The sequence below is a fragment of the Kitasatospora sp. NPDC015120 genome (assembly GCF_043080305.1).
Classification (GTDB): Bacteria; Actinomycetota; Actinomycetes; order Streptomycetales; family Streptomycetaceae; genus Kitasatospora.
The window spans coordinates 1-23569 of sequence record NZ_JBIBVJ010000021.1 but is presented as its reverse complement, the minus strand read 5'-3'; the positions used below and the strand labels follow the sequence as shown (position 1 = coordinate 23569).

Here is a 23569-nt window from a genome sequence, read left to right as displayed (position 1 = left end):
CCATGACCGTCCGCCACTCCACCGCCCCCCGGCAGCTCCTCCTGCACACCGCGCTCGTCCTCGGCGGCCTGCTGATGCTGTTCCCGTTCGTCTGGATGGTGCTGACCTCCTTCAAGGGCGTCAGCCAGATGATCAACGAGCCGCTGTCCTGGCTGCCCTCGCCCTGGCGCGCGAAGAACTACCCCGACGTGCTGCGCGAGGTGCCGATCGGGCGGGCCTACTGGAACAGCATGTACATCGCGGCGATCACCGTCGCCGCCACCCTGCTCACCGGAGCGATGGCCGCCTACGCCTTCGCCCGCATCCCGTTCCGCGGCTCCGGGCCGCTGTTCGGCCTCTTCCTGGCCACCCAGATGGTCCCGGCGCAGGTCACCATCGTGCCGCTGTACATCATGCTGGCCAAGCTCCAGTTGATCGACTCCCACCTGGCGCTGATCCTGCCCGCCGTCGCCAACCCCTTCGCGGTGTTCCTGCTGCGCCAGTTCATCCGGGCCGTCCCGGTGGAACTGGAGGAGGCGGCCCGGATCGACGGCGCCGGCCGCTGGACGATCTTCTGGCGGATCGTGCTGCCCAACATCCGGCCCGGCCTGTGGACGCTCGGCATCATCGTCTTCCTGGCCAGCTGGAACAGCTACTTCTTCCCGCTGGTGTTCCTCAACACCTCGGAGCTGTTCACCGTCCCCCTGCTGCTCGACTCCTTCAACTCCCAGCGCGGCGGCATCGACTACGGCCTCACCGCGGCGCTGTCCGCGATGACGGTGGTGCCGATGCTGATCGCCTTCCTGATCGGGCAGCGCAAGATCCTCAACAGCATGGCCTCCTCGGGCCTGGGAGGGCGCTGATGTCCCCGTCCCCTTCGTTCGGCTTCGGACTCGACCTCGTGGAGCGGCCGTTCACCGAACGCGGTGCGCACCTGCTGGTCACCGCCGGCCCCGCCCCGGCCGACGGCCTGCGGGTCGCCCGGGCTGCGTACGAGACCCCGCTGTCCGCCACCACCGAACTCACCGGACTCCTGCTGCACGACGCCGACGGGCGCCCGCTGCCGGTCGTGGCGGCCACGCCCGTCGAGGTCGCCTTCGCCGGGGGCGCGTCGCTGCTGTTCGCCGCCCCGGACACCCTGGTGCTCGCCGGGCACGGCGCGCGGGCGTCCTGGCGGCTGCCGGACGGCACCGCGCGCACCCTCGCGCTGGACGGCTGCCACGTGCTGGCCGGCCCGCCGGGGGAGTGGTCGGCCCCGCCCGTGCGCGCCGCCGCCGAGGCCCGCTGGAGCGACTGGTTCGCCCGGATGCCGGCCGTCCGCCCCGACCTCGCCGAACGCGCCCGCACGGCCTGGTGGACGCTGGCCGTCAATCTGCTGCCGATCGCCGGGCGCGAGGGCCTCGTCCCGTCCAAGTACGGCTATGTCGGTGTCTGGAACTGGGACGCCCTGTTCCACGCCGTCGCGCTGCGCCACGGCGACCCGGCGCTCGCCCGCGACCAGATCCTGCTCTTCCTGGACCACCAGCTGCCCGACGGCCGGCTCCCCGACGTGGTGCACGAGCACGGCGTGCTGGCCGACACCACGGACCTGCCGCGCGCCGACCACGCCAGGCTCGCCGAGCACGTCGGCAGCGCCAACGGCGCGCGCCCCGAACGCGCGCCGGTCCCGGTCACCAAACCGCCCCTCGCCGCCTGGGCCGTCTGGAAGGTCCACGAGACCGACCCGGACGTCCCCTTCCTCGCCGCCGTCTACCCCCGGCTGGTGCGCGCCCACGCCTGGTGGTTCGCCGCCTCCGACCCGGACGGCGACGGCCTGCCGGAGTACCTGCACCCCTACTCCTCCGGCCTGGACGACAGCCCGGTCTGGGACTACGGGCCGCGCGCGGAGCCGCCCGACCTCAACTCCTACCTGGTGCTGGAGGCCGACCGGCTGGCCGACATCGCCGGAGCCCTCGGCCGCCCGGCCGAGGCCGCCCGCTGGCGCGAGCGCGCCGCCGCCCACGCCCGCCTGCTGGTGGAGCGGCGCTGGGACGGCACCCGCTTCACCACCCTGTCGGCGGGCGCGCCGGTGCCGGTGCGCACCGCGCTCGACCTGATGCCCCTGTTCACCGGCCGGCTGCCGGCCGGGATCGCCGCCGCCCTGGAGCGGACCCTGCGCTCGCCCGCCTACTGGGGCGAGCGGCCGGTGCCGACCGTGGCCTTCGACGATCCGGCCTTCGACCCCGAGGCGATGTGGCGCGGGCCGGTGTGGCTCAACGTCAACTACCTGCTCGCCGAGGGCCTGGAGCGCTCGGGCTTCCCGGACACCGCCGCCGAGCTGCGCGAACGGACCCTCGCCATGGTCCGGGACGCGGGCGGCCTCTACGAGTACTGGAACCCGCTGACCGGTGCCCGCGCGGCCCGTGCGACCTCCGGCTTCGGCTGGTCGGCGGCGCTCTTCCTGGACCTCGCCAGGGTGGCCGGATGACCTGACCGCCCCGTTCTGCCCGCCGGCGGCCGCCCGCCGCCCGCCGCACGGCCGGCCGGCCCGCCGCAATCCCGTTGCGCGGGCGGCGGCGGGCCGGTGATGATCCGTGGCATGACCGTCGACCGTGCCCTGCAGCCCTACCCCAAGATCCCGGCGCGCGGAGGCGTCGCGGCCTCCGGCGCCCGCGCCTGGGTCGCGGTGGAGAAGGTGCACGGGGCGCACTTCGCCGTGGTCTGCGACCGGTCGGGCGTGCGGCCCGCGAAGCGGCGCGAGCTGCTCGGCGACGACGGGCTCGACGACTTCTTCGGGGTCAGCCGGATCTGGCCGGCCCTGGCGGTGGCGGCGGCCCGCTTCGCCGCGGCGGTGCGCGAGGCCTCGGACCCCGCCGCGGTGGTGACCGTCTACGGCGAACTCGCCGGCGGCGGCTACCCGCACCCCGAGGTGGCCGCCGCCGACGGGGTCCAGCCGGTGCAGACCGGCGTCTGGTACGCCCCGGGCCTGCACTGGCTGCCGTTCGACGCCACCGTCGGGACCGCCGCCGGACGCCGCTGGCTCGCCGACCGCACCCTGCGGGAGGCCGCGGCCGCCGCCGGGCTCGTCTGCGTGCCCGCCCTCGGCCACGGCGCCCTGACCGCGCTCCAGGAGCTGCCGGCCGCCTTCCCCACCCGCGTCCCGGCCCTGCTCGGGCTGCCCGCGCTGCCCGGCAACCTGGCCGAGGGCTACGTCCTCAAACCGGCCGGCCCCTGGCCGCCCGAGGCCGGGCCGCGACCGCTGCGGAAGGTCAAGCAGCCCGCCTTCGCCGAGGACGAGCGCTACGACGGCGCCCGCCCCTACCTGCCGCCGCCGGACGGCGCGGCCGGCGTCCCCGCCTGGCTCCTGGTCCAGGCCGCCGCCCTGCTCACCCCGGCCCGCGCGGCCGCCGCCGTCAGCAAGCTCGGCCCCCGCACCCCGCCCGCCGCCGTCGCCGGGGAGATCGCCCAGGACGTCACCGACGAGCTCGCCGAGGCCCTCGGCGGCCTGTCCGACGGGACCCGCGACGCCCTCCACCGCGCCCTCGCCCCGGCCGCAGGCGCCCTGGCCCGGTTCGACGCGCAGGACCGGGGCGGCGTCCGGTCCCGTGCGGGGGAGGGGAGTTGACGGGCGTCGGCGGCCCCCGTTAGTTTGCCTTTGCTTTCAAAGCAAACGATGGGGGTGTCCGCATGAGCGGGAACGAACGGATCATCAAGGAGTTCCGGGAGAACAACGGCCGGGTGGGAGGGGTGTTCGAGGGCGTCCCGATGGTGCTCCTCACCACCGCGGGCCGCCGCACCGGCAAGCCGCACACCACCCCGGTGGTCCACCTGCCCGACGGCGGCCGGTACGTGGTGTTCGCCTCCAACGGCGGCGGCCCGGAGCACCCCGACTGGTACCACAACCTGGTGGCCTCGCCGCAGGTCACCCTGGAGACCGGCACCGACGACGGGCACGTCAAGCCCCTCGCCACCCGCGCCGTCGTCCTGGAGGGCGCGGAGCGCGACCGGCTCTACGAGCGGCAGTGCCGGGCGAACCCGGCCTTCCGTACCTACCAGGAGAAGACCGCGCGGGTCATCCCCGTGGTCGCCCTGTACCCGCTGGACCTCTCCGCCGACAGCGAGCGCAACCGGATGATCGGCCGTCAGCTGGCCGCCCACCACGACGACCTGCGGGCCCGGATCGCCGAGGTCCGCGCCGCCGTCGAGGCCGCCGCGAACGGCGCGCCCGCCGCCCGCCCGGCCCCCGACCTCGTCCGCCAACTCCACGGCCGCTGCCTCGCGGTCTGCTACGGCCTGCAACTCCACCACACCCGCGAGGACGGCTCCTTCACCGCCTTCGAGCAGCACTTCCCGCACCTGGCCCCGGCCATCGCCCGGCTGCGCGAGGAACACCGGGTGGTCGAGCGGGCGCTCGCCCGCCTGGAGCGGCTCCTCGCGGCGGAGCACGACGACCTCGCCGCACTCGCGGCGGAACTCGACCGCGTGACCGACGGCCTGGAGGAGCACTTCGCCTACGAGGAGGAGCACCTGCTCCCGGCCCTGGACGCCCCCCGCCCGTCCTGACCGGGCACCGGCTGCCCGGTGACCCCGCCGGATCCCGCCCGCTCCGGCGGCGCCGTCCGGCCGGGTGACGGGCGGCCGTCCCCGGAAGGCCGCGCCGTGGGACGAAGACACGGCCGCCGTCCGCCCGGCAGCCTGGTGCCACGCCCGGGGCACCGCGTTCCCCGCTCCGGGCGCCCGCCCGGCCGCCCGGCCGCCCGACGAGCCCGTGGAGCGCGACACCATGACCCTTCCCCAGCCCGCCGCCCGCCGCGAACGCGTCCTGCGCGAGGCCGTGCGCCACCGGCTGCTCGACCCGCAGGACGCGCTGCTCGCCGCCTTCGTCGACCTCGACGGCGTGGCCGCGAGCGTCGCCGAGCTGCACGGCGCCTTCCCGCCCGGGGTCGAGGTGCTGCACACCTTCGCGGCCAAGGCGAACTGCCTGGTCCCGCTGCTGGCCCGGCTGCGCGGGCTCGGCATGGGCTGCGAGGTCGCCGGCCCCGGCGAGTTCGCCCAGGCCCTCGCGGCCGGCTTCGACCCCGGGCGGATCGTCTTCGACTCGCCCGCCAAGACCCGCCGGGAGCTGCTCCGGGCCCTGGAGCTGGGCGCCGCCGTCAACATCGACAACTGGCAGGAGCTCGGCCGGGTCGACGACCTGCTGCGGGCCGGCGCCTCCGCCTCCCGGATCGGCGTGCGGGTCAACCCGCAGGTCGGCGCCGGGACGATCGGCGCGATGAGCACCGCCACCGCGACCTCCAAGTTCGGCATCACCCTGGCCGACGCGGGGAACGCCGAGCGGCTCGTGGAGGCCTTCCGCGCGCGTCCCTGGCTCACCTGGATCCATGTGCACGTCGGCTCGCAGGGCTGCCCGCTGGACCTCCTGGCCGAGGGCGTTGCCCAGGCCGTCGGCTTCGCCGAGCGGGTCAACGCCGAGCTGGGCCGCCGCCGGGTGACGGGCATCGACCTCGGCGGCGGACTGCCCGTCAACTTCGCCGACGACACCACCACGCCCGGCTTCGCCGACTACGTGGACCGGCTGCGCGCGCACGTCCCGGAGCTGTTCGACGGCCGGTACCGGCTGGTCACCGAGTTCGGCCGCTCGCTGCTCGCCAAGAACGGCTTCACCGCCGCGTACGTCGAGTACACCAAGGAGTCCGGGGGACGCCGGATCGCCGTCACCCACGCGGGCGCCCAGGTCGCCACCCGCACGGTGTTCATGCCGGACGCCTGGCCGCTGCGGATCACCGCGCACCACCCCTCGGGCGCCGCCAAGGACGGCGCACCGGTGGTGCAGGACGTCGCCGGGCCCTGCTGCTTCGCCGGTGACCTGCTGGCCAGGGGCCGGGCGCTGCCGCCGCTGGAGCCGGGCGACCTGGTCGCGCTGCTCGACACCGGCGCGTACTACGCGACGACCCACTTCCAGTACAACAGCCTGCCCGAGCCGGCCGTGCACGGGTTCACCGTGGACGCCGCCGGGGAGGTGCGGTTCACGCCGCTGCGCCGGGCCCAGCGCATCGACGAGCTGTTGCGGCCGGTCGACTGACCGGGCGTCGAGGGTGACGATACGGTGACGTTCCGTCAGAACAGCTGGCCGCGGGGGTTCCCCGGCGGTGCGGGACGGGTATCACCCTGCCGCGACCGCGACCGCCGTTCCCGGCCGCGGCGCGACAGCCTCAGCTCGTCGAAGGAGGCCTCGTCATGCCCCGAACCCCCGACGCCGTCCGTCCCCCCGCCGCACCCCAGGCCCAGGACGCGCGCACCGTGCGCCGTCTGCGCCTGGGGGTCGGGCTGCTCGGCTCCCTGCTGCCGATCGCGCTGCCCGTCGGCAACAGCCTCACCTCCGCCCGGATCGCCCTGCTCAGCTCGATGAGCGCGTCCTACTACACCTCGATGCGCAATGTCTTCGTCGGCGGTCTGTGCGCCATCGGCGTCTTCCTGATCTGCTACCGCCACGACCGCCGGGAGGACCGGCTGAGCTCGGTGGCCGGGGTCCTGGCGATCGGGGTGGCCCTCTTCCCGACCGAGCCGCCCGACTCCGTCACGGCGCACCCCAGCGGCGCCCAGACGGCCGTCGGGATGCTCCACCTCGCCTTCGCCGCCGGGCTGTTCGGCGTGCTCGCCCACTTCTGCCTGCGGCTGTTCGCGGACTCCCCGGCCGAGGGCGGGCGGCGCCCGGCGCGTGACCTCGTCTACCTGGTCTGCGGCTGGGTGATCGTGGCGGGCATCGGGGCGGTCGCGGTGGCCGGGGTGCTCCACCTGGCCCGGGACTGGCCGCTGACCGTGCCCTACCTGGGCGAGGCGGTCGCCGTGCTCGCCTTCGGCGTGGCCTGGCTGGTGAAGAGCGAGGCCCTCGCCGGCCTGGCCCCGCGCCCGGCCCGGCCCGCCGCCGCGGGGGCGTAGGCCCGGGCCCGGGCTCCTCCGGGTGCCGGTGGCAGGATGCTTGCGGCCGGTGTCGGACCGGCCGGGGCGTGCCGCGGCGCCCGCCGGCACCGCGGGGAGCGGAGGAGGTCCGATGGGCCGCAGGAAGCACCAGGTGGCCGTGCTGGTCCTGGAGGGGGCGAAGCCGCTGGACGTGGGCATCCCCGCCCAGGTGTTCTCCAGCCGGCCGAGCATGCCCTACACGGTGCGGGTCTGCGGTCCGGCGCCCGGGCTGGTGAGGGGCGGCGACGGCCTCTCCTACCACGTGGCCGAGGGGCTGGAGGCGGTCGAGCACGCCGACACCGTCTTCGTGCCCGGCTACCGCGACCCGGCCACCACCGAGCCCCCGGCGGCCGTCGTGGAGGCGCTGGTGGCCGCCCACCGGCGGGGCGCCCGGCTGGCCGCGATCTCCACCGGGGCGTTCGCGCTGGCGGCCACCGGGCTGCTCGACGGCAGGCGGGCCACCACCCACTGGCACTACGCCAAGGTCCTGGCGGAGCGCCACCCGCGGATCCGGGTCGACGAGAACGTGCTGTTCGTCGACGAGGGCGCCGTGCTCACCTCGGCCGGCGCGGCCTCCGGCATCGACCTCTGCCTGCACCTGGTGCGGCGCGACCACGGGGTGGGCCTGTCCAACCACGTGGCGCGCCGGCTGGTGGCCGCCCCCTACCGCAGCGGCGGCCAGGCCCAGTACGTGCCGCGCAGCGTGCCCGAGCCGCTGGGCGACCTGTTCGCCGACACCCGCGCGTGGGCGCTGGAGCACCTGGCCGGGCAGCTGACGCTGGAGGGGCTCGCCCGGCACGCCCGGGTCTCCGCGCGGACCTTCTCGCGGCGGTTCGTGGAGGACACCGGCTACACGCCGATGCAATGGGTGCTGCGGGCCCGGGTGGACCTCGCGCGCGAGCTGCTGGAGCGCACCGACCTGGGGGTGGAGCAGATCGCCGACCGGGCCGGCCTCGGCACGGGGGCGAACCTGCGGCTGCACTTCCACCGCGTCCTCGGCACCTCGCCCACCGAGTACCGCCACACCTTCGCGGCCCGCGCCGAGGACTGACGGCGGCCCTCCGCCGGGGCGTGGCGGGATCCTTGCGACCGATGGCAGGGATGCTGGCGGGATCCTTGCGCACCATGTCGATCCAGCCCCTGTCCGGCGCGTGCGGACGGTCCGATGATTGAACAGTCATCGAACGAACGGACCGCCCGGACCATCCGGACCGCCCCGCCCGACCCAGGGAGCCCTCATGACCCGCATCGCCATCAACGGCTTCGGCCGCATCGGTCGCAACAGCCTGCGCGCCCTGGTGGAGCGCGGCAGCGAGCTGGAGGTCGTCGCCGTCAACGACCTCGCCCCCGTCGACTCGCTCGCCCACCTGCTCCGCTTCGACAGCTCGCTCGGCCGCTTCCGCCACCCGGTGCGGGTCGAGGGGGACGAGCTCGTCGTGGACGGCCGCCGGATCAAGGTGCTCGCCGAGCGCGACCCCGGGAAGCTGCCCTGGGCGGAGCTCGGCGTCGACCTCGTCCTGGAGGCCACCGGCCGGTTCACCTCCGCCGAGGCCGCCCGCGCCCACCTCACGGCGGGCGCCCGCAAGGTGCTGGTGAGCGCCCCCTCCGACGGCGCGGACGTCACCCTGGCCTACGGCGTCAACACCGACGCCTACGACCCGGCCTCGCACGTGATCGTCTCGAACGCCTCCTGCACCACCAACGCGCTGGCCCCGCTCGCCGCCGTGCTGGACGAACTGGCCGGCATCGAGCACGGCTTCATGACCACCGTGCACGCCTACACCCAGGAGCAGAACCTCCAGGACGGCCCGCACCGCGACCTGCGCCGTGCCCGCGCCGCCGGCGTCAACATCGTGCCGACCACCACCGGCGCCGCCAAGGCGATCGGCCTGGTCCTGCCGAACCTCGACGGCAGGCTCTCCGGCGACTCCATCCGGGTCCCGGTGCCGGTCGGCTCGATCGTCGAGCTGAACACCACCGTCGCCCGTGAGGTCACCCGCGAGCAGGTGCTCGCCGCCTACCGCGCCGCCGCCGACGGCCCGCTGAAGGGCATCCTCGACTACGCCGACGAGCCGCTGGTCTCCGGCGACATCACCGGCGAGCCCGCCTCGTCCATCTTCGACGCGGCCCTCACCCGGGTCGACGGCAAGCACGTCAAGGTGGTCGCCTGGTACGACAACGAGTGGGGCTTCTCCAACCGGGTCATCGACACCCTGGAGCTGCTCTCCCGCGGCTGACGGGAGCCCGGGCCGCCGGGAACCGCTGCGGGGGTGTGACACGGATGTTGCGCCCCGTGGCGATCCTCCGGCGGCCCTTGAGCGGCCCCGGCCGGTGTGTGACGGTGGACGGCACGCCCGGCCGTCCGCCCGCCGGGCGGGAACCGAGGAAAGAGGACGACCGGTGCCGTCGCACACGCAGCCCCTGCGCACGCTGGGATTCCTGACCATCGGGCTGTTCGACCCGGCCGACCCGGGCGCCGGCCACGAGTCGACGCTGCGGCTCGTCGAACTCGGCGAGCGGCTGGGCTTCGACAGCGCCTGGGTGCGCCACCGCCACCTGCAGCACGGCATCTCCTCCCCGGTCGCCGTGCTGGCGGCGGCCACCCAGCGCACCAGCCGGATCCGGCTGGGCACGGCGGTGATCCCGGTCGGCTGGGAGAACCCGCTGCGGCTGGCCGAGGACCTCGCCACCGTCGACCTGCTCTCCGGCGGCCGGCTCGACCCGGGCGTGAGCGTGGGCCGCCCCGGCCACTGGGAGCAGGTGTCCCGCGCGCTCTACCCGGACACCGCCGACGCCGAGGACTTCGGCTACCGGCGGGTGGACCGGCTGCTGGGCTTCCTGCGCGGCGATCCGGCCACCGACTTCAGCGGGGTCGAGGGCATCGAGGTGTACTCGGACCGGGTGCAGCCGGTCTCGCCGGGCCTGGCGGAGCGCCTGCGCTACGGCGGCGGGAGCCTGCGCTCCGCCCGCTGGGCCGGTGAGCGCGGGCTCGGCCTGCTCACCAGCAACGTGGTGCGGGCGGAGGAGTCCGAGGACTTCGCCGAGATCCAGCGCTCGCACATCGCCGCCTTCCGCGAGCGCCACCCGCTGGGCGCACGGGCCCGGGTCTCGCAGGGCCTGGTGGTGATCCCGACCGACAGCGCCACCGCCGAGCAGCGGGCGCGCTACCACGCGTACGTCCGCGGCCGTACGGCGCGCACCGCCGCCCCGCAGGGCCCGGCGCGGGTGATGTACGCCCGCGACCTGATCGGCAGCTCCGCCGAGATCGCCGAACAGCTGTACGCCCACGCCGGGTTCCGGGAGGTCGACGAGGTGGTCTTCGCGCTACCGTTCACCTTCGGGCACGAGGACTACGTGCAGATCCTCACCGACATCGCCACCAACCTCGCCCCCGCCCTCGGCTGGAAGCCGGCCGAGGACGTCTGACCGGGCCCCGGTCCCTCACAGCCGCTCGGGCACCGGGTTGCCGACGGCCTCGATCGCCCGCCGCACCGGGACCTTCAGCAGCACGGCGAAGCCGATGACGAAGAACACCAGCAGCGAGACGATCGCCGAGCGGTAGCTGCCGGTGACCTGGTAGGCCAGGCCGAAGACCAGCGGCCCCATCCAGCTGGTGCCGCGGTCGCTGACCTTGTAGACGCTGAAGTACTCGGCCTCCTTGCCGGGCGGGATCAGGTGGGAGAACAGCGAGCGGGACAGCGCCTGGCTGCCGCCGAGCACCAGGCCGATCATGCAGGCCAGGGCGTAGAACCAGGCCGGCTGGTGGGCCGGCATGAAGTACCCGAGCGCGAGGGTGACCACCCAGCCGAGCAGCGAGCCCAGGATGGTCCGCTTGGCGCCGTACCGGTGGGCGATGCGGCCGAGCAGCAGCGCGCCGCCGATCGCCACCACCTGCACCAGCAGCACGGCGGTGACCAGCGAGGTCTGGTCCATGCCCAGTTCCTCGCTGCCGTAGAGGGAGGCCTGCGAGACGACGGTCTGGATGCCGTCGTTGTAGCAGAGGAAGGCGGCCAGGTAGAGCAGGGTGAGCGGGTGGCGCCGCATGCCGCGCACGGTGCGGCCGAGTTCCCGCAGGCTGCCGGCGGCCGGCTCGTCCCTGACCGGCGCGGCGGCGCGACCGGGGAGCACCCCGGCCCGGGACGGCAGCCGGAGCATCGGCACGACGGTGAACAGCGCCCACCACAGACCCGCCGAGGCCAGGCAGATCCGCACGGCGGTGCCCTCGGTGAGGCCGAAGGCGTCATGGCCCTGGAACAGCGCCAGGTTGGCGATGAGCAGCAGCCCGCCGCCCGCGTAGCCGTACGCCCAGCCCTTGGAGGACACCGCGTCGCGCTCGTCGGGCGCGGCCAGGCCGGGCAGGTAGGCGTAGGAGAGCGCGACCGACACCGCGTACGCGAGGTTGGCGACCACCAGCAGGGCGCCGCCGAGCAGGTAGCGGTCGCCGCCGAGGAAGAACATGCCCATGGTGGCGGTCGCGCCGAGGTAGGCGAAGCCGCACATCAGCTCCTTGTGCCGCCCGGTGCGGTCGGCGACCGTCCCGGCCAGCAGCATCGCGCCGACCGAGAGCAGCACGGAGAAGGAGACCGTGTAGGGGAAGTAGGAGCCGGCCCGGACCGACAGGCCGAGGGGGTGGACGTTCCCGTCGGCGTCGGCGGCCGCCTTGGCGACCGAGGTCAGGTACGGCCCCAGGAACACCGTCAGGACGGTGGCGGAGAAGGCCGCGTTGGCCCAGTCGTTGACGTACCACCCCACCTGTATCCGGCGCAGCGCCCGGCGGTCGTCCTCGGTGGCGGTCGCCGGATGGTCCGGCCGGTCGGTCGTGGTGCTCATGCTGTTCCCATCCCCGTGCTGGAGCCGTCGCCGCCGCCGGTCCAGCAGCCGCGCTCGCGGAGGACGTCCCGCAGGACGTCGACGCGATCGGCCATGATGCCATCCACCCCCAGGTCGAGCAGAGCGCGGATGCGTGCGGCGTCGTCCACGGTCCAGACGTGGACCTGCAGGCCGAGGCGGTGCGCGGCGCGCACGAAGGCCCGGTCCACCACCCGTAGGCCCCGGTGCCGTTCGGGCACCTGGGCGCAGAGGCCGGCCCACGGCGCCGTGCCGCCGCGGGCCAGCGGGCCGGCCAGCGAGCGCAGCCGCAGCCGGGCGACCTCGCGGGGGCCGAGCGAGGTGGCCAGCCGGGGCCCGGCGGCGGCGCGCACGGCGGCGAGCCGGGTGTCGGAGAAGCCGCCGACGCAGACCCGGTCCCAGGCCCCGGTCCGGCGGACGGCCTCGACCAGCGGCCCGACGGCCGGCGCCGCCTTGACGTCGATGTTGAACCGGGCGCCGGGGAACGCGTCGAGCAGGTCCTCCAGCAGCGGGACCGGCTCGGTGCCGCCGATCCGGGCCTGCCGGACGGTCCGCCAGGGCAGCTCGGCCACCGCCCCGGTGCGGTCGGTGACCCGGTCGAGCCGGTGGTCGTGGAACGCCACCAGCACGCCGTCGGCGGTGGTGTGCACGTCCGTTTCCAGGTAGCGGTAGCCGAGCGCGACGGCGGCCTCGAAGGCGGCGAGCGAGTTCTCCGGGCGGCCGAGGTCGCCGCCCCGGTGGGCGAAGGCGAGCGGCCCGGGGTGGTCGAGGAAGGGGTGCATGCGGTGCTCCGTGCTCTGTGCTCCATGGGTGCTCCACGGGGGTCCGGGGAGGTGCTCCACGGGCGCGTGACATTGTTACATCCGATGTCAAGATGTAACGCCCACGGGGTCGCGCGGCCGCCTATCATGCGAAGGCGGAGGGGGCCGCCCGGCGTCCCTCCGCGTCCGTTGCTCACGCACCGCCCCAGAGAGGAGCCCCCCGAGTGGGTAGCACTGTCGAGACGCTGGAATTCCAGGCCGAGACGCGCCAGTTGCTCCGGTTGGTGATTCACTCGATCTACTCGAACAAGGACATCTTCCTGCGCGAGCTGATCTCGAACGCCTCCGACGCCCTGGACAAGCTGCGGCTGGAATCACTGATCGACTCCGGCCTCGACGCCGACACCTCCGACCTCCACATCACCCTGGAGACCGACCCCGAGGCGCGGACGCTGACCGTCCGCGACAACGGGATCGGGATGAGCCGCGAGGACATCGTGGAGCTGATCGGCACCATCGCCAAGTCCGGCACGGCCGGCCTGCTGGAGAAGATCAAGGAGACCGAGGACGCCGCCGCGGCGCAGAGCCTGATCGGGCAGTTCGGCGTCGGCTTCTACTCGGCGTTCATGGTCGCCGACCGGGTCACCCTGCGCACCCGCCGGGCCGGTACCGAAGCCGGCACCCAGTGGGAGTCCGACGGCGAGGGCACCTACGAGATCCAGGCCGTCGACGGCCTGCCCGTGGGCACCTCGGTCACGCTGCACCTCAAGCCCGCCGACGGTGAGGACGGCCTGGCCGACTACCTGGCGGACTGGAAGATCCGCCAGATCGTCAAGCAGTACTCGGACTTCATCCGCTGGCCGATCCGGATGGCGAGCGAGCGCACCGACGCCGACGGCGCCACCACCCGGCAGGTCGACACCCTCAACTCGATGAAGGCGCTGTGGGCCCGGCCGCGCAGCGAGGTCACCGAGGCCGAGTACACCGAGTTCTACCAGCAGATCAGCCACGACTGGCTCGCCCCGGCCGAGACCATCCACATGCGCGCCGAGGGCACCTTCGAGTACGAGGCGCTGCTGTTCATCCCCTCCCAGGCGCCGTTCGACCTGTTCTCCCGCGACGCCAAGCGCGGCGTGCAGCTGTACGTCAAGCGGGTGTTCATCATGGACGACTGCGAAGCGCTGATGCCCGACTACCTGCGCTTCGTCAAGGGCGTCGTGGACGCCCACGACCTGTCGCTGAACATCTCCCGCGAGATCCTCCAGCAGGACCGCCAGATCCGCGGGGTGCGCCGGCGCCTGGTGAAGAAGGTCCTCGGCGCGCTCAAGGACATCCAGGCCAAGGACTCCGAGCGCTACCTGAAGCTGTGGGACCAGTTCGGCCGGGTGCTGAAGGAGGGCCTGCTGGAGGACGCCGACAGCACCGCCTCCCTGCTGGAGCTGGTGTCGGCCGCCTCCACCCACGACGCGGAGCGCCCCACCACCCTGCGCGAGTACGTCGGGCGGATGAAGGAGGGCCAGGAGGCCATCTACTACCTGACCGGCGAGGACCGCGCCACGGTGGAGAACTCCCCGCACATGGAGGCGTTCGCCGCCAAGGGGTACGAGGTGCTGATCCTCACCGACCCGGTCGACGAGGTCTGGGTCGAGCGGGTGCCCGACTTCGACGGCCACCGGCTGCAGTCCATCGCCAAGGGGCAGGTCGACCTCGACGGGCCGGACGGCGGCGACGAGGAGGCCGGGGCCGAGAAGGCCAAGCGGGAGCAGGAGTTCGCCGCGCTGCTGCCGTGGCTGACGCAGGCCCTGTCCGGACAGGTGAAGGAGGTCCGGCTCTCCTCGCGGCTGACCACCTCGGCGGCCTGCGTGGTCGGCGACGCCCAGGACATGACGCCGACCCTGGAGAAGATGTACCGCGCGATGGGGCAGCAGGTGCCCCCGGTCAAGCGGATCCTGGAGCTCAACCCCGCCCACCCGCTGATCACCGGGCTGCGCGCGGCGCACGAGGCCGACCCCGGGAACCCGGCCCTGGCGGAGATCGCCGAGCTGGTCCACGGCGGCGCACTGCTGGCCGAGGGCGGCGACCTGCCCGACCCGGCGCGCTTCACCCGGCTGCTCACGGAGCGCCTGGCCCGCGGCCTCTGACCGCACCGCTCCGCGACCCCGGCCGCTCTTCCGCGGCCGGGGTCGTTGCGTCCCCGCGCCATTCATTTCAGTTTATTCATTGCCGGGGCGCCATCCCGTGGGACGCGGTGCGCATCTCTTGACGCGGGCCGTTCAGGTTCACCACCCTTGGTCCTGGCCGAGCTGAGGTGACTGGATGTCAAACTCCCGTTCACTTCAGTTCATCGGCCGAGCCTGTTGACCGCCCGTCATGGAAGGAGATGTCCGTCATGAAGAAGATCGTCGTCCGCAAGACCGGCCCGGTCCGTCTGACCAGCACGGCTCGCGCGCTGTACCTGCCGTGGGACTGCATCGTGACCCAGCAGCTCTGACCCGCACGCCGGACACGGGGGAACGCGGTGCCGGCCGGCACCGCTCCGTCCCCCTCCGCGCCCCGTCCGCTCCTCCGCCCACCTCCTTCAGGAGGGTCCGTGCACTCCTCCGTGGAAAGCAGCTCCGACGCCCCGGGCCTCGACCTGGACCGCGCGCTGCCCCTGCGCCGGCTCGTTTACCTGGACGAGGGCGACGAGGTCACCATCGGCAGTCCGGAGACCGACACCTACGCCGTCTTCCCGGCCGACGGCGCCGGACTGGTCCGGCTGCTCGCCGACGGCGCCACCCCGCGCGAGGCCGCCGAACGCTACCGGCAGGCGCACGGCGAGAGCGTCGACATCGCCGACCTGGTCGAGGTCCTCGCCGACCTCGGCCTGCTCCGCCCGGCCGGCGAGGCCGCCGGGACGCCGGCCGCCGGGACGGCGCCGGTGCGCTGGCAGCGGCTGGGCCGGGCGGTCTTCAGCCGGCCCGCGCTGATCGGCTACGCGCTGCTCACCGCCCTCGCCGCGGCCGAGATGATCCGGGTGCCCGCCCTGGTCCCGAGCGCGGACAAGCTGTTCTTCAGCCCCTCCTACACGCTGGTCGTCCTGCTGCTGTTCTTCGGCCAGGCGCCGCTGCTCGCCCTCCACGAGGCCTTCCACGCCCTGGCCGGCCGACGGCTCGGGCTGCGCTCGAAGCTCTCGATCGGCCGCCGCCTGGTCTACCTGGTGCTGGAGACCTCGCTCGACGGGCTGGTCAGCGTGCCGCGCCGCAAGCGCTACCTGCCCATCCTGGCCGGCATGCTGGCAGACGTCCTGGCGATCGCCGTGCTCACCCTGACCGCCGACGTCCTGCGCGGGACCGACGCGGGCGCCGCCCGGCTCTGCCTCGCGGTCGCCTACGCCACCGTGCTGCGGCTCGTCTGGCAGGCCTTCTTCTACCTGCGCACCGACCTCTACGTCCTGCTCTGCACCGCGCTGGGCTGCGTCGACCTGCACGCCGCCGCGAGCGACGTGCTGCGCAACGCCGCACGGCGGATCACCGGACGCCCGCCGACGGACCTGTCGGTGCACCACCCGGTCGACCGGCGGGTCGCCCGCTGGTACGCCTGGCTGATGCTGACCGGCTACGCCTTCACGCTCACCGTGTTCGCCGGCGTCGTCGTGCCGACCGCCTACCGGCTGCTGCGCGACATGTGGCTGCGGCTGACCGGCGAGGCGTCCCTGGCCGGCCGCCTCGACTCGCTGCTGCTGATGCTGCTGAGCCTCGCCCAGACCGGCGTCGTCGTGGTCGTCGCGCTGCGCGAGCGGCGTGCCGCCCGCGCGATCTGACACCGCCTTCCCCTGATCCCACGTCACCGCACGAAAGGCAGCTGTGCCATGGCCGAACACCGCCACCACTGGGTCCGCGCCGACCGGCGCTCCGCCCGCGTCGAGGCCCGCGACCGGCTCGACCTGCCGCCCGTGCTCGCCGTGGTGAACGCCGACCGCCGGCTGCGCGGGCCCTACACGGCGGTCGGCTCGGTGCTGCGGGCGATCGTGCCCGACGCGCTCGCCCGATGCCCCGAGGCCGTCTCCCGGCACGACATCGAACTCCTCTCCACCACCCCGGAACTGCGCGCTCTGGTGCCCGCCACCCGTGAGACGCTCACCTCGCTGGCCGTGCCCAGGGAACGCACCCGCTTCTACTCCGCGCTGCGCACCCTGCGGATCGCCCACGGCCTGGTCGAGTTCCTGGAGGCGTACCTGCGCGCGTGCGGCGACGGCCCGCGCACCCTGGTCGTCGACGACGCCCACCGCGCCGACCCCACCGACGGCGAGTTCCTCGCCGTCCTGCTGCGGCGGACCGACCCCGGGCTGCTCACCGTGGTGGTCACCACCGGCACCGAGGCCCTGGAGCGCCCGGACGGCCCGGGCCGCGAGGCCCTGCCGGACGCTCTCGCCGCGCACTGCGCCGTGCTGGACGCCCCCGCCGCCGGGGAGGGCGGCCCGTCGCGGACGGACGTGCCGGACGCCGTGCCCGGCCGCGCCCACGTCGCCGCCGACGGCACCGGCGACGACCCCGCCGACCTGGCCGCCTACCTGGCCCTGCCGGCCGGCGAACGCGCCCGGCTGCACGACCTGCGCCGTGCCGAGCTGGAGACGGTCGGCGAGTCCTCGCTGAGGCTGGGGGCCATCGCCTGGCACGCCGAGCACGGCAGCGACCCGTCCGGCGTCGGCGCCGACCTGCTGCGCCACGCCCTCGACCACTGCATGGACCTCGGCTACTACCACGCGGTCGTCGACCTCGGCGAGCGCGGCCGCCGGCTGGTCACCCACGAGAGCCACCCCACCCACTGGTGGGCCTTCACCACCAAGATGACGACCTCCTTCGCCGCGCTCGGCCTCGCGGAGCGCGCCCTGCCGCTCTACGACGAGGCCCGCACGCTCAGCACCTCGCCCGAGGTCCACATGCAGGCCGCGTACGCGACCGCGATGCTGCACACCCGGCACTTCGAGGCCGGTCGGCGCGACCACGGGCTGGCCCGCGCCTGGGCCAACCAGGCGATCGCCTTCGCCCGCTGGCACCCGGACCCCAAGGAGCGCGAGGCGCGCGTGGTGTTCAACCGCAACGGGCTCGCGCTGATCGAGGTCCACCAGGGCCGCCCGCAGGCCGCGTTGGAGCTGCTGGATGCCTGCATCGCGCAGTTGGACGAGACCCTGGAGCCGCACGAGCACGCGCTGCACCGCTCGGTGCTGCGCTACAACCGCGCGCAGGTGTACGCGGCCCTCGGCCGGCACGCCGAGGCCGTCGCCGACTACACCGCCGTGATCGACTGCGACCCCAACTACGCCGAGTACCACTTCGACCGGGGCATGCTCTGGCGCGACCTCGGCGAACCGGAGCGGGCGCTGGCCGACTACGACCGCGCGATCCGGCTCTCCCCGCCGTTCCCCGAGGCGTACTTCAACCGCGCCGACGTGCTGGCCGAACTCGGCGACACCGAGGCGGCGGTGGCGGACTTCGGCTACGTCCTCCAGCTGGACCCGGAGTTCGACGACGCCCGGCTCAACCGCGCCTCGCTGCTGTTCGAGGCCGGCGCCCACGAGGCCGCCGGGGCGGACGTCCGGGCCGGGCTGGCCCGCACCCCCGGCAACGCCCGACTGCTCTGCCTCCAGGGCCAGTTGCTGGCCGAGGCGGACGACCCGGCAGCGGCCGCCGACGCCTACGCGGCCGCGCTCTCCGCCGACCCCGACGACGCCCATGCCTGGGCCCTGCTCGGCGAACTGCGCTACCGGCAGGGCGACCTGGACGGCGCGGGCCGCAACCTGGCCCGCGCCGTCGAGCTGTCCGCCGAGCCGGGCCTGCGGTTCAACCTGGCGGTGGTCCACCACGACGCGGGGCGCTACGGCGAGGCCGTCCGGCTGCTGGACGAGGTGGTGGAGTCCACCGAGGACGTCGACGCCCGGTTGCAGCGGGCGCGCTGCCTGATCGGCCTGGACCGGGCGGAGACCGCCAGGGCGGACCTGCTGGCCTGCCTGGCGGCCGATCCGGACTCCGCCGACCAGGTGTACGAGCTGATGCCCGAGCTGGCCCGCGCCTGAAGCGGCCCGCCCCCCGGGCCGGTCCGCCCCCGGGCCGGTCCGCCCCCGGCGCCCCCGGGACCGGGGGCGGACCTCAGCGCGGTGCGGCGCCGGCCTGCGCCAGTTCGGCCCGCACCCGGCGGCGGACGTGCGCCATGACCGGTGAACTCCGGTACGCGGCGGCCACCTTGACCAGCCATGCCGCCTCCTCGCGGAGCCCGGCCGCCACCGGGTGCGGCACCCACCCCGGGCCGGCCCCGGCGGGGAAGCGGTGCCCGGCCCGGGCGGCCTCCAGCGCGGCGGCGATCGCGGCGGCCTCCACCAGCGCCGCGAACTCCTCCGGGCCGGAGGGGCGGGCGACCTCGCGCACCCAGTGCGCGACCCGGGGGTGCAGATGGGGGCGCAGGGCCAGCTCGCCGTCGCGGATCTCGATGATCCGCCGGTAGAGCGCGAACCGGATGTCCCGCCGCCCGCCGGCCGGTCCGAACGCGCGCTCCGGCACCATGAGTTCGATCTCCGGCAGCTCCGAGCGCAGCACCGACCAGAGCGGCCCGAGCCGGCGGTGGTCGCACCGGGCCCTGGCCCGCCCGCCCGGGTCGGCCCGCCGGACGGCGCCGCGCACGGCCCGCCGGAGCCGGTGGGCGCGGGTGCGGCGCCGGTCAGCCACGCCGGGCCGCACCGCGCGGCCGTGGGCGGTCGAGGGCGTGGCCCAGCCGCAGGATCCGCTCGGCGAGCCGCGCGGTCACGGTGACCCGGGGCCGGTGCAGCACCCGGTGCAGGGCCAGCGAGGCGACCAGCTCGGCCTCCTGCTCCTGGCGCTCCGAGTACCCGGACCGGCCGAGCACCCGGTGGACCAACTCGCCCGGCAGCCGCGGGAGCAGGGCCTGGGCGACGGCCGCCCCCGGTCCGGTGCCGCCGGTGTGCCCGCAGAGCAGGTGGCCGATCTCGTGCAGCACGATGTGCTGCTGGTGCAGCGCGGTGGTGTCGAGCGGGTAGCCGATGTAGTCCGCCCGGTCGGTGCTGACCAGCGCGCCGCAGGGCGCGTCGACGGGGCCGGAGAGCGGGATCAGCTCGATCGGCCGGCCGCGCCGCCGGGCGAGCGCCTCGGTCAGCGCCGGAAGGCCGAAGGGCTCCGGGAGCGGCACCGATTCCGCGACGGTGCGACATCGCTGCCAGAGCCCGCGCCGCTCCGCCCCACCCGGATGCCCCACGTCCATTCCCCCCGGTGCTCGACCACCCTCAGCCGGGAGGTGATCCTACGGACGGGGACGCGCCGGGAGAACCGCTTCGACGCCGATTGCCGCTACCTGCCGCCGCCGGCCTCCAGCCGGGCGATCGCCTCGATCATGTCGCGGATCGTGCCGAGCCCCTCGGGCGACAGGGTCACCGCGCGCAGTGCCACGTCGCGCACGCCCGCGTCCCTCAGGGCGCCGAGCAGGGCCAGCTCCTCGGCGATCCGGGCGCTCTGCCGGTCGTCGAAGAAGTACACCGGAGGGACCTGGAAGAACTGTGCCAGGGCTTCGAGGTGACGCTTCGTCGGATTGTCCCGGCGGCCGGTGCGCAGCTGCCACAGATAGGTCGCCGAGAAGCTCTCGCCGGTCGCCTCGCGGCAGGCACGGGCGACCTCCTCGTGGGTGTACGGCTCGCGGTCGGGACGGCGGACCACGTCGAAGAGCCGGTCGATCTTCCCTGCGAGCGTGGACGTACCGGAGTCTGCGTCGGGCACGGCACACCTCTCCCCTCACCCCGGGCACACGCGCGGTGCGTGTGCGGATCGAGCACGCGCGACGGTCGCCCATTGTAGTTCCCCCCTCGCCGCTGCGCGGAGCCGCCGGAGGGACCGTCACCTCGTGCACCGTCACCCTGTGACCGCCGACGGCGGACGGCGGGCGGCGGAGCGCAGCCGGTCCGCGGCCCGGCCCGCCGCCCGGGTGACCCGGCGGAGCGGCGCGGCGGGCCCCGGCGTGCCCGGGGGAGATGATCACCGCGTCCACGGGTGCCCACACCGCCGGAGGCGCAGATGCGGATCCTGCTCGTCGCGAGCGCGTTCAACAGCCTCACCCAGCGCGTCCACGCCGAGCTGCGGGACCGCCGTCACACGGTGGAGGTCCACCTCGCCACCGCGGGCGAGGAGCCGCTGCGGGCGGCGGTGCGAGGCTTCGCCCCCGACCTGGTGATCGCGCCGATGCTGACGACGGCGCTGCCGCGCGACGTCTGGACGGCCGTCACCTGCCTGATCGTGCACCCGGGCCCGCCGGGCGACCGCGGCCCGTCCGCCCTCGACTGGGCGATCCACGAGGGCGCACCCGTCTGGGGCGTGACGGTGCTCCAGGCCGACGAGGTGATGGACGCCGGCCCCGTCTGGGCCACGGCGCCCTGCCCGCTGCCGCCCGTCGCCAAGAGCGACCTCTATCGCAACGAGGTCTCCGACGCCGCCGTCGAGGCGGTGCTGCGGGCGGTGCGGCGCTTCGCCTCCGGCACCCACGCCCCCCGCCCGCAGAGCGGCCCCGACTGGCGGGCGTCCGACCACACCCGGCCCTTCCTGCGCCAGGAGGTGCGGCGGATCGACTGGGAGCGCGACACCACCGACACGGTGGTGCTCAAGCTGCGGGCCGCCGACTCCCGGCCCGGCGTGCTGGACGAGCTGCTCGGCGGCGCCTGGTACCTGCACGGCGGCCACCCCGAACGGGCGCTGCGCGGGCGCCCCGGCGAGCTGCTGGCCACCCGGGCCGGGGCCCTGTGCCGGGCGACGCGCGACGGCGCGGTGTGGATCCCCGAGCTGCGCCGGCGGCGCGTCCCCGGCGGGCCCGCCACCTTCAAGCTGCCCGCCGTCACCGCCCTCGGCGACGCGCTGCCCGCGCTGCCGGAGCTGCCGGCCCCGGTGATGCCGGCCGGGGACGACCCGGTCTGGTCGGACATCCGCTACCGCGAGGACGGGCCGGTCGGCTTCCTGCGCTTCTCCTTCCCCGGCGGCGCGATGAGCACCGGCCACTGCCGCCGGCTGCTCGACGCCTACCGCTTCGCGCTGACCCGCCCGACCGCCGTCCTGGTGCTCGGCGGCGGCCGCGACTTCTTCTCCAACGGCATCCACCTCAACGTGATCGAGGCCGCCGCCGACCCGGCGGCCGAGTCCTGGGCCAACATCAACGCCATCGACGACCTGGTCGAGGCGGTCCTCACCACCACCGACCGCCTGGTGGTCGCCGCCCTCGGCGGCAACGCGGCGGCGGGCGGGGTGATGCTGGCGCTGGCCGCCGACGAGGTCTGGTGCCGCCGGGGCTCCGTGCTCAACCCGCACTACCGGCTGATGGGGCTGCACGGCTCGGAGTACTGGACCTACAGCCTGCCGCGCCGGGTGGGCGCGGCGCAGGCCGCGCGGCTCACCGGACGCGCCCTGCCGGTGAGCGCAGCCGCGGCCCTGCGGGCCGGGCTGGTCGACCGGGTCCTGCCCTGCACCCCGCAGGACTTCGGGCCCGCGGCCGCCCGCCTCGCCCGGCTGACCGCCGCCTCGCCGACGGTGTACGGCCGGATCGCCGCGAAGAAGGCCGCCCGGGAGGCCGACGAGCGCGTCCGGCCGCTCGCCGACCACCGGACGGCGGAGCTGGCCGTGATGCGCCGCCAGTTCTTCGACCCGGACGCGCCCTACCACGCGCTGCGCTCCGCCTTCGTCCGCAAGCTGCCCGCCCCCGCCGCCCGGGCGTGACCCGGACGGACCATCCGGATTGCGGCCGTTCGAACGCTCCGTCCGGCTCCGTGGACCGGCGGGACCGGCCGGGGGCTGTTATGACGGTTCTGAGCCATCCCGTCCGGCTCCCAGTTCCGAGGAGGCATCCTCATGGGTGCTGCAGCAACGAGCGCCACCGACACCGACGTGGTGCACATTCTCTGGATCAACGCAGGTCTGAGCTGCGACGGCGACTCGGTCGCGCTGACCGCCGCCATGCAGCCGAGCATCGAGGAGATCGTCACCGGCGCGCTGCCGGGCCTGCCGAAGGTCGCGGTGCACTGGCCGCTGATCGACTTCGAGTGCGGCCCGGTCCAGGGCGCCGACAACTTCGTCGAGTGGTTCTTCAAGGCGGACCGCGGCGAGCTCGACCCCTTCGTCCTGGTCGTCGAGGGGTCCATCCCGAACGAGCGGATCAAGGAGGAGGGCTACTGGTGCGGCTTCGGCGACGATCCGGACACCGGCCAGCCGATCACCACCAGTGAGTGGCTGGACCGCCTCGCCCCCAAGGCCACCGCGGTCGTCGCCATCGGCACCTGCGCCACGTACGGCGGCATCCACGCCATGGAGGGCAACCCGACCGGCGCCATGGGCGTGCCGGACCACCTCGGATGGGAGTGGAAGTCCAAGGCGGGCCTGCCGATCGTCTGCGTGCCCGGCTGTCCCATCCAGCCCGACAACTTCGCCGAGACCCTGACCTACCTGCTCTACCAGCTCGCCGGCTCGGCACCGATGATCCCGCTGGACGACAAGCTGCGGCCGGTCTGGCTGTTCGGCGCCACCGTGCACGAGGGCTGCGACCGCGGCGGCTACTACGAGCAGGGGCAGTTCGCCACCGACTACGGCACCCCCGAGTGCCTGGTGCGGCTCGGCTGCTGGGGCCCGGTCGTCAAGTGCAACGTCACCAAGCGCGGCTGGATCAACGGCATCGGCGGCTGCCCGAACGTCGGCGGCATCTGCATCGCCTGCACCATGCCCGGTTTCCCCGACAAGTTCATGCCGTTCATGGACCCGCCGCCCGGCTCGACGGTCTCCACCAAGGTCAGCCGGTCCTACGGCTCGGTGATCCGGCGGCTGCGCGCGACCACCCTCAGGACGCTTGACGAGGAACCCCGGTGGCGCCACCCCGGGCCCGCCCTGACCACCGGCTACCGCCCGCCGCGGTGACCGGACGGGGCGCCCCCCCCCCCCGGCGCCGGGGGCCCCCCCCCCCCCCCCCCCCCCCCCCCCCCACCGCCCCCCCCCCCCCCCCCCCCCCCCCCCCCCGGCCGGCGGGGGCGGCCC

General features: G+C 74.8%; 19 protein-coding genes. 14 read left to right on the top strand and 5 right to left on the bottom strand.

Annotation, left to right across the window (positions count from 1 at the left end; all coding sequences use genetic code 11):
- The first annotated feature begins 2 nt into the window (after nucleotides 1–2).
- The 9 genes from ACF1AK_RS30545 (at nucleotide 3) to ACF1AK_RS30505 (ending at nucleotide 10344) form a co-directional block, all read left to right on the top strand.
- Entirely contained in the window at nucleotides 3–842 is an 840-nt protein-coding gene (locus ACF1AK_RS30545) for a carbohydrate ABC transporter permease (protein WP_380293406.1), read from the top strand.
- Entirely contained in the window at nucleotides 842–2446 is a 1605-nt protein-coding gene (locus tag ACF1AK_RS30540; protein ID WP_391502086.1) for an amylo-alpha-1,6-glucosidase, read from the top strand. The genes ACF1AK_RS30545 and ACF1AK_RS30540 overlap by 1 nt, the downstream gene beginning before the upstream one ends.
- Before the next feature lie 111 nt (nucleotides 2447–2557).
- Nucleotides 2558–3583 carry an RNA ligase family protein gene (locus ACF1AK_RS30535; RefSeq protein WP_391502085.1) on the top strand — a complete coding sequence of 342 codons (1026 nt, stop codon included), beginning with the start codon at nucleotides 2558–2560 and terminating at the stop codon, nucleotides 3581–3583.
- A 62-nt stretch (nucleotides 3584–3645) separates the two neighbouring features.
- Entirely contained in the window at nucleotides 3646–4521 is an 876-nt protein-coding gene (locus ACF1AK_RS30530) for a nitroreductase/quinone reductase family protein (RefSeq protein WP_391502084.1), read from the top strand.
- A 220-nt stretch (nucleotides 4522–4741) separates the two neighbouring features.
- The gene (locus ACF1AK_RS30525) at nucleotides 4742–6040 is read left to right on the top strand and encodes a diaminopimelate decarboxylase (protein ID WP_391502083.1); all 1299 of its coding nucleotides are present in this window, start codon (nucleotides 4742–4744) and stop codon (nucleotides 6038–6040) included.
- A gap of 155 nt (nucleotides 6041–6195) precedes the next feature.
- Nucleotides 6196–6897: a DUF998 domain-containing protein gene (locus ACF1AK_RS30520; RefSeq protein WP_391502082.1), complete on the top strand. Its 702-nt coding sequence runs from the start codon at nucleotides 6196–6198 to the stop codon at nucleotides 6895–6897.
- Nucleotides 6898–7009: 112 nt separating this feature from the next.
- A complete protein-coding gene (locus ACF1AK_RS30515) occupies nucleotides 7010–7969 on the top strand; it encodes a GlxA family transcriptional regulator (protein ID WP_391502081.1) in 960 nt (319 codons plus the stop codon).
- A gap of 187 nt (nucleotides 7970–8156) precedes the next feature.
- On the top strand, nucleotides 8157–9155 hold the full coding sequence (gap, locus tag ACF1AK_RS30510; RefSeq protein ID WP_391502080.1) for a type I glyceraldehyde-3-phosphate dehydrogenase: 999 nt from the start codon (nucleotides 8157–8159) through the stop codon (nucleotides 9153–9155).
- A 163-nt stretch (nucleotides 9156–9318) separates the two neighbouring features.
- Nucleotides 9319–10344: an LLM class flavin-dependent oxidoreductase gene (locus tag ACF1AK_RS30505; protein WP_391502079.1), complete on the top strand. Its 1026-nt coding sequence runs from the start codon at nucleotides 9319–9321 to the stop codon at nucleotides 10342–10344.
- A 15-nt stretch (nucleotides 10345–10359) separates the two neighbouring features.
- Here ACF1AK_RS30505 and ACF1AK_RS30500 read toward each other — a convergent pair whose 3' ends face one another.
- A complete protein-coding gene (locus tag ACF1AK_RS30500) occupies nucleotides 10360–11748 on the bottom strand; it encodes an MFS transporter (protein WP_391502078.1) in 1389 nt (462 codons plus the stop codon).
- The gene (locus tag ACF1AK_RS30495; protein WP_391502077.1) at nucleotides 11745–12548 is read right to left on the bottom strand and encodes a glycerophosphodiester phosphodiesterase; all 804 of its coding nucleotides are present in this window, start codon (nucleotides 12546–12548) and stop codon (nucleotides 11745–11747) included. The genes ACF1AK_RS30500 and ACF1AK_RS30495 overlap by 4 nt, the downstream gene beginning before the upstream one ends.
- A 203-nt stretch (nucleotides 12549–12751) precedes the next feature.
- On the opposite strand from ACF1AK_RS30495, the gene htpG reads away from it, so the two are divergent.
- The 3 genes from htpG to ACF1AK_RS30480 all read left to right on the top strand — a co-directional run bounded on the left by htpG (nucleotide 12752) and on the right by ACF1AK_RS30480 (nucleotide 18582).
- Nucleotides 12752–14668, top strand: a complete 1917-nt coding sequence (gene htpG, locus ACF1AK_RS30490) for a molecular chaperone HtpG (protein WP_391502076.1) — start codon at nucleotides 12752–12754, stop codon at nucleotides 14666–14668.
- A 449-nt stretch (nucleotides 14669–15117) separates the two neighbouring features.
- The gene (locus tag ACF1AK_RS30485) at nucleotides 15118–16329 is read left to right on the top strand and encodes a hypothetical protein (protein ID WP_391502075.1); all 1212 of its coding nucleotides are present in this window, start codon (nucleotides 15118–15120) and stop codon (nucleotides 16327–16329) included.
- 48 nt (nucleotides 16330–16377) lie between these two features.
- Nucleotides 16378–18582 carry a tetratricopeptide repeat protein gene (locus ACF1AK_RS30480; RefSeq protein ID WP_391502074.1) on the top strand — a complete coding sequence of 735 codons (2205 nt, stop codon included), beginning with the start codon at nucleotides 16378–16380 and terminating at the stop codon, nucleotides 18580–18582.
- Nucleotides 18583–18655: 73 nt separating this feature from the next.
- On the opposite strand, the gene ACF1AK_RS30475 is transcribed toward ACF1AK_RS30480, so the two are convergent.
- The 3 genes from ACF1AK_RS30475 to ACF1AK_RS30465 all read right to left on the bottom strand — a co-directional run bounded on the left by ACF1AK_RS30475 (nucleotide 18656) and on the right by ACF1AK_RS30465 (nucleotide 20287).
- Nucleotides 18656–19228 (bottom strand): MAB_1171c family putative transporter, encoded by a 573-nt coding sequence (locus ACF1AK_RS30475; RefSeq protein ID WP_391502073.1) that lies wholly within the window; start codon nucleotides 19226–19228, stop codon nucleotides 18656–18658.
- Complete coding sequence (locus tag ACF1AK_RS30470; protein ID WP_391502072.1) at nucleotides 19221–19706, bottom strand: ParH-like protein; 486 nt, start codon at nucleotides 19704–19706, stop codon at nucleotides 19221–19223. Before ACF1AK_RS30470 ends, ACF1AK_RS30475 begins: the two co-directional genes overlap by 8 nt.
- Before the next feature lie 158 nt (nucleotides 19707–19864).
- Nucleotides 19865–20287 (bottom strand): XRE family transcriptional regulator, encoded by a 423-nt coding sequence (locus ACF1AK_RS30465; protein ID WP_380293439.1) that lies wholly within the window; start codon nucleotides 20285–20287, stop codon nucleotides 19865–19867.
- A 294-nt stretch (nucleotides 20288–20581) separates the two neighbouring features.
- On the opposite strand from ACF1AK_RS30465, the gene ACF1AK_RS30460 reads away from it, so the two are divergent.
- Together ACF1AK_RS30460 and ACF1AK_RS30455 are read left to right on the top strand one after the other, a co-directional pair.
- Nucleotides 20582–22264 carry a hydrogenase maturation protein gene (locus ACF1AK_RS30460; RefSeq protein ID WP_391502071.1) on the top strand — a complete coding sequence of 561 codons (1683 nt, stop codon included), beginning with the start codon at nucleotides 20582–20584 and terminating at the stop codon, nucleotides 22262–22264.
- Between the two features lie 132 nt (nucleotides 22265–22396).
- The gene (locus ACF1AK_RS30455; RefSeq protein WP_391502070.1) at nucleotides 22397–23452 is read left to right on the top strand and encodes a hydrogenase expression protein HypE; all 1056 of its coding nucleotides are present in this window, start codon (nucleotides 22397–22399) and stop codon (nucleotides 23450–23452) included.
- Nucleotides 23453–23569: the final 117 nt, after the last annotated feature.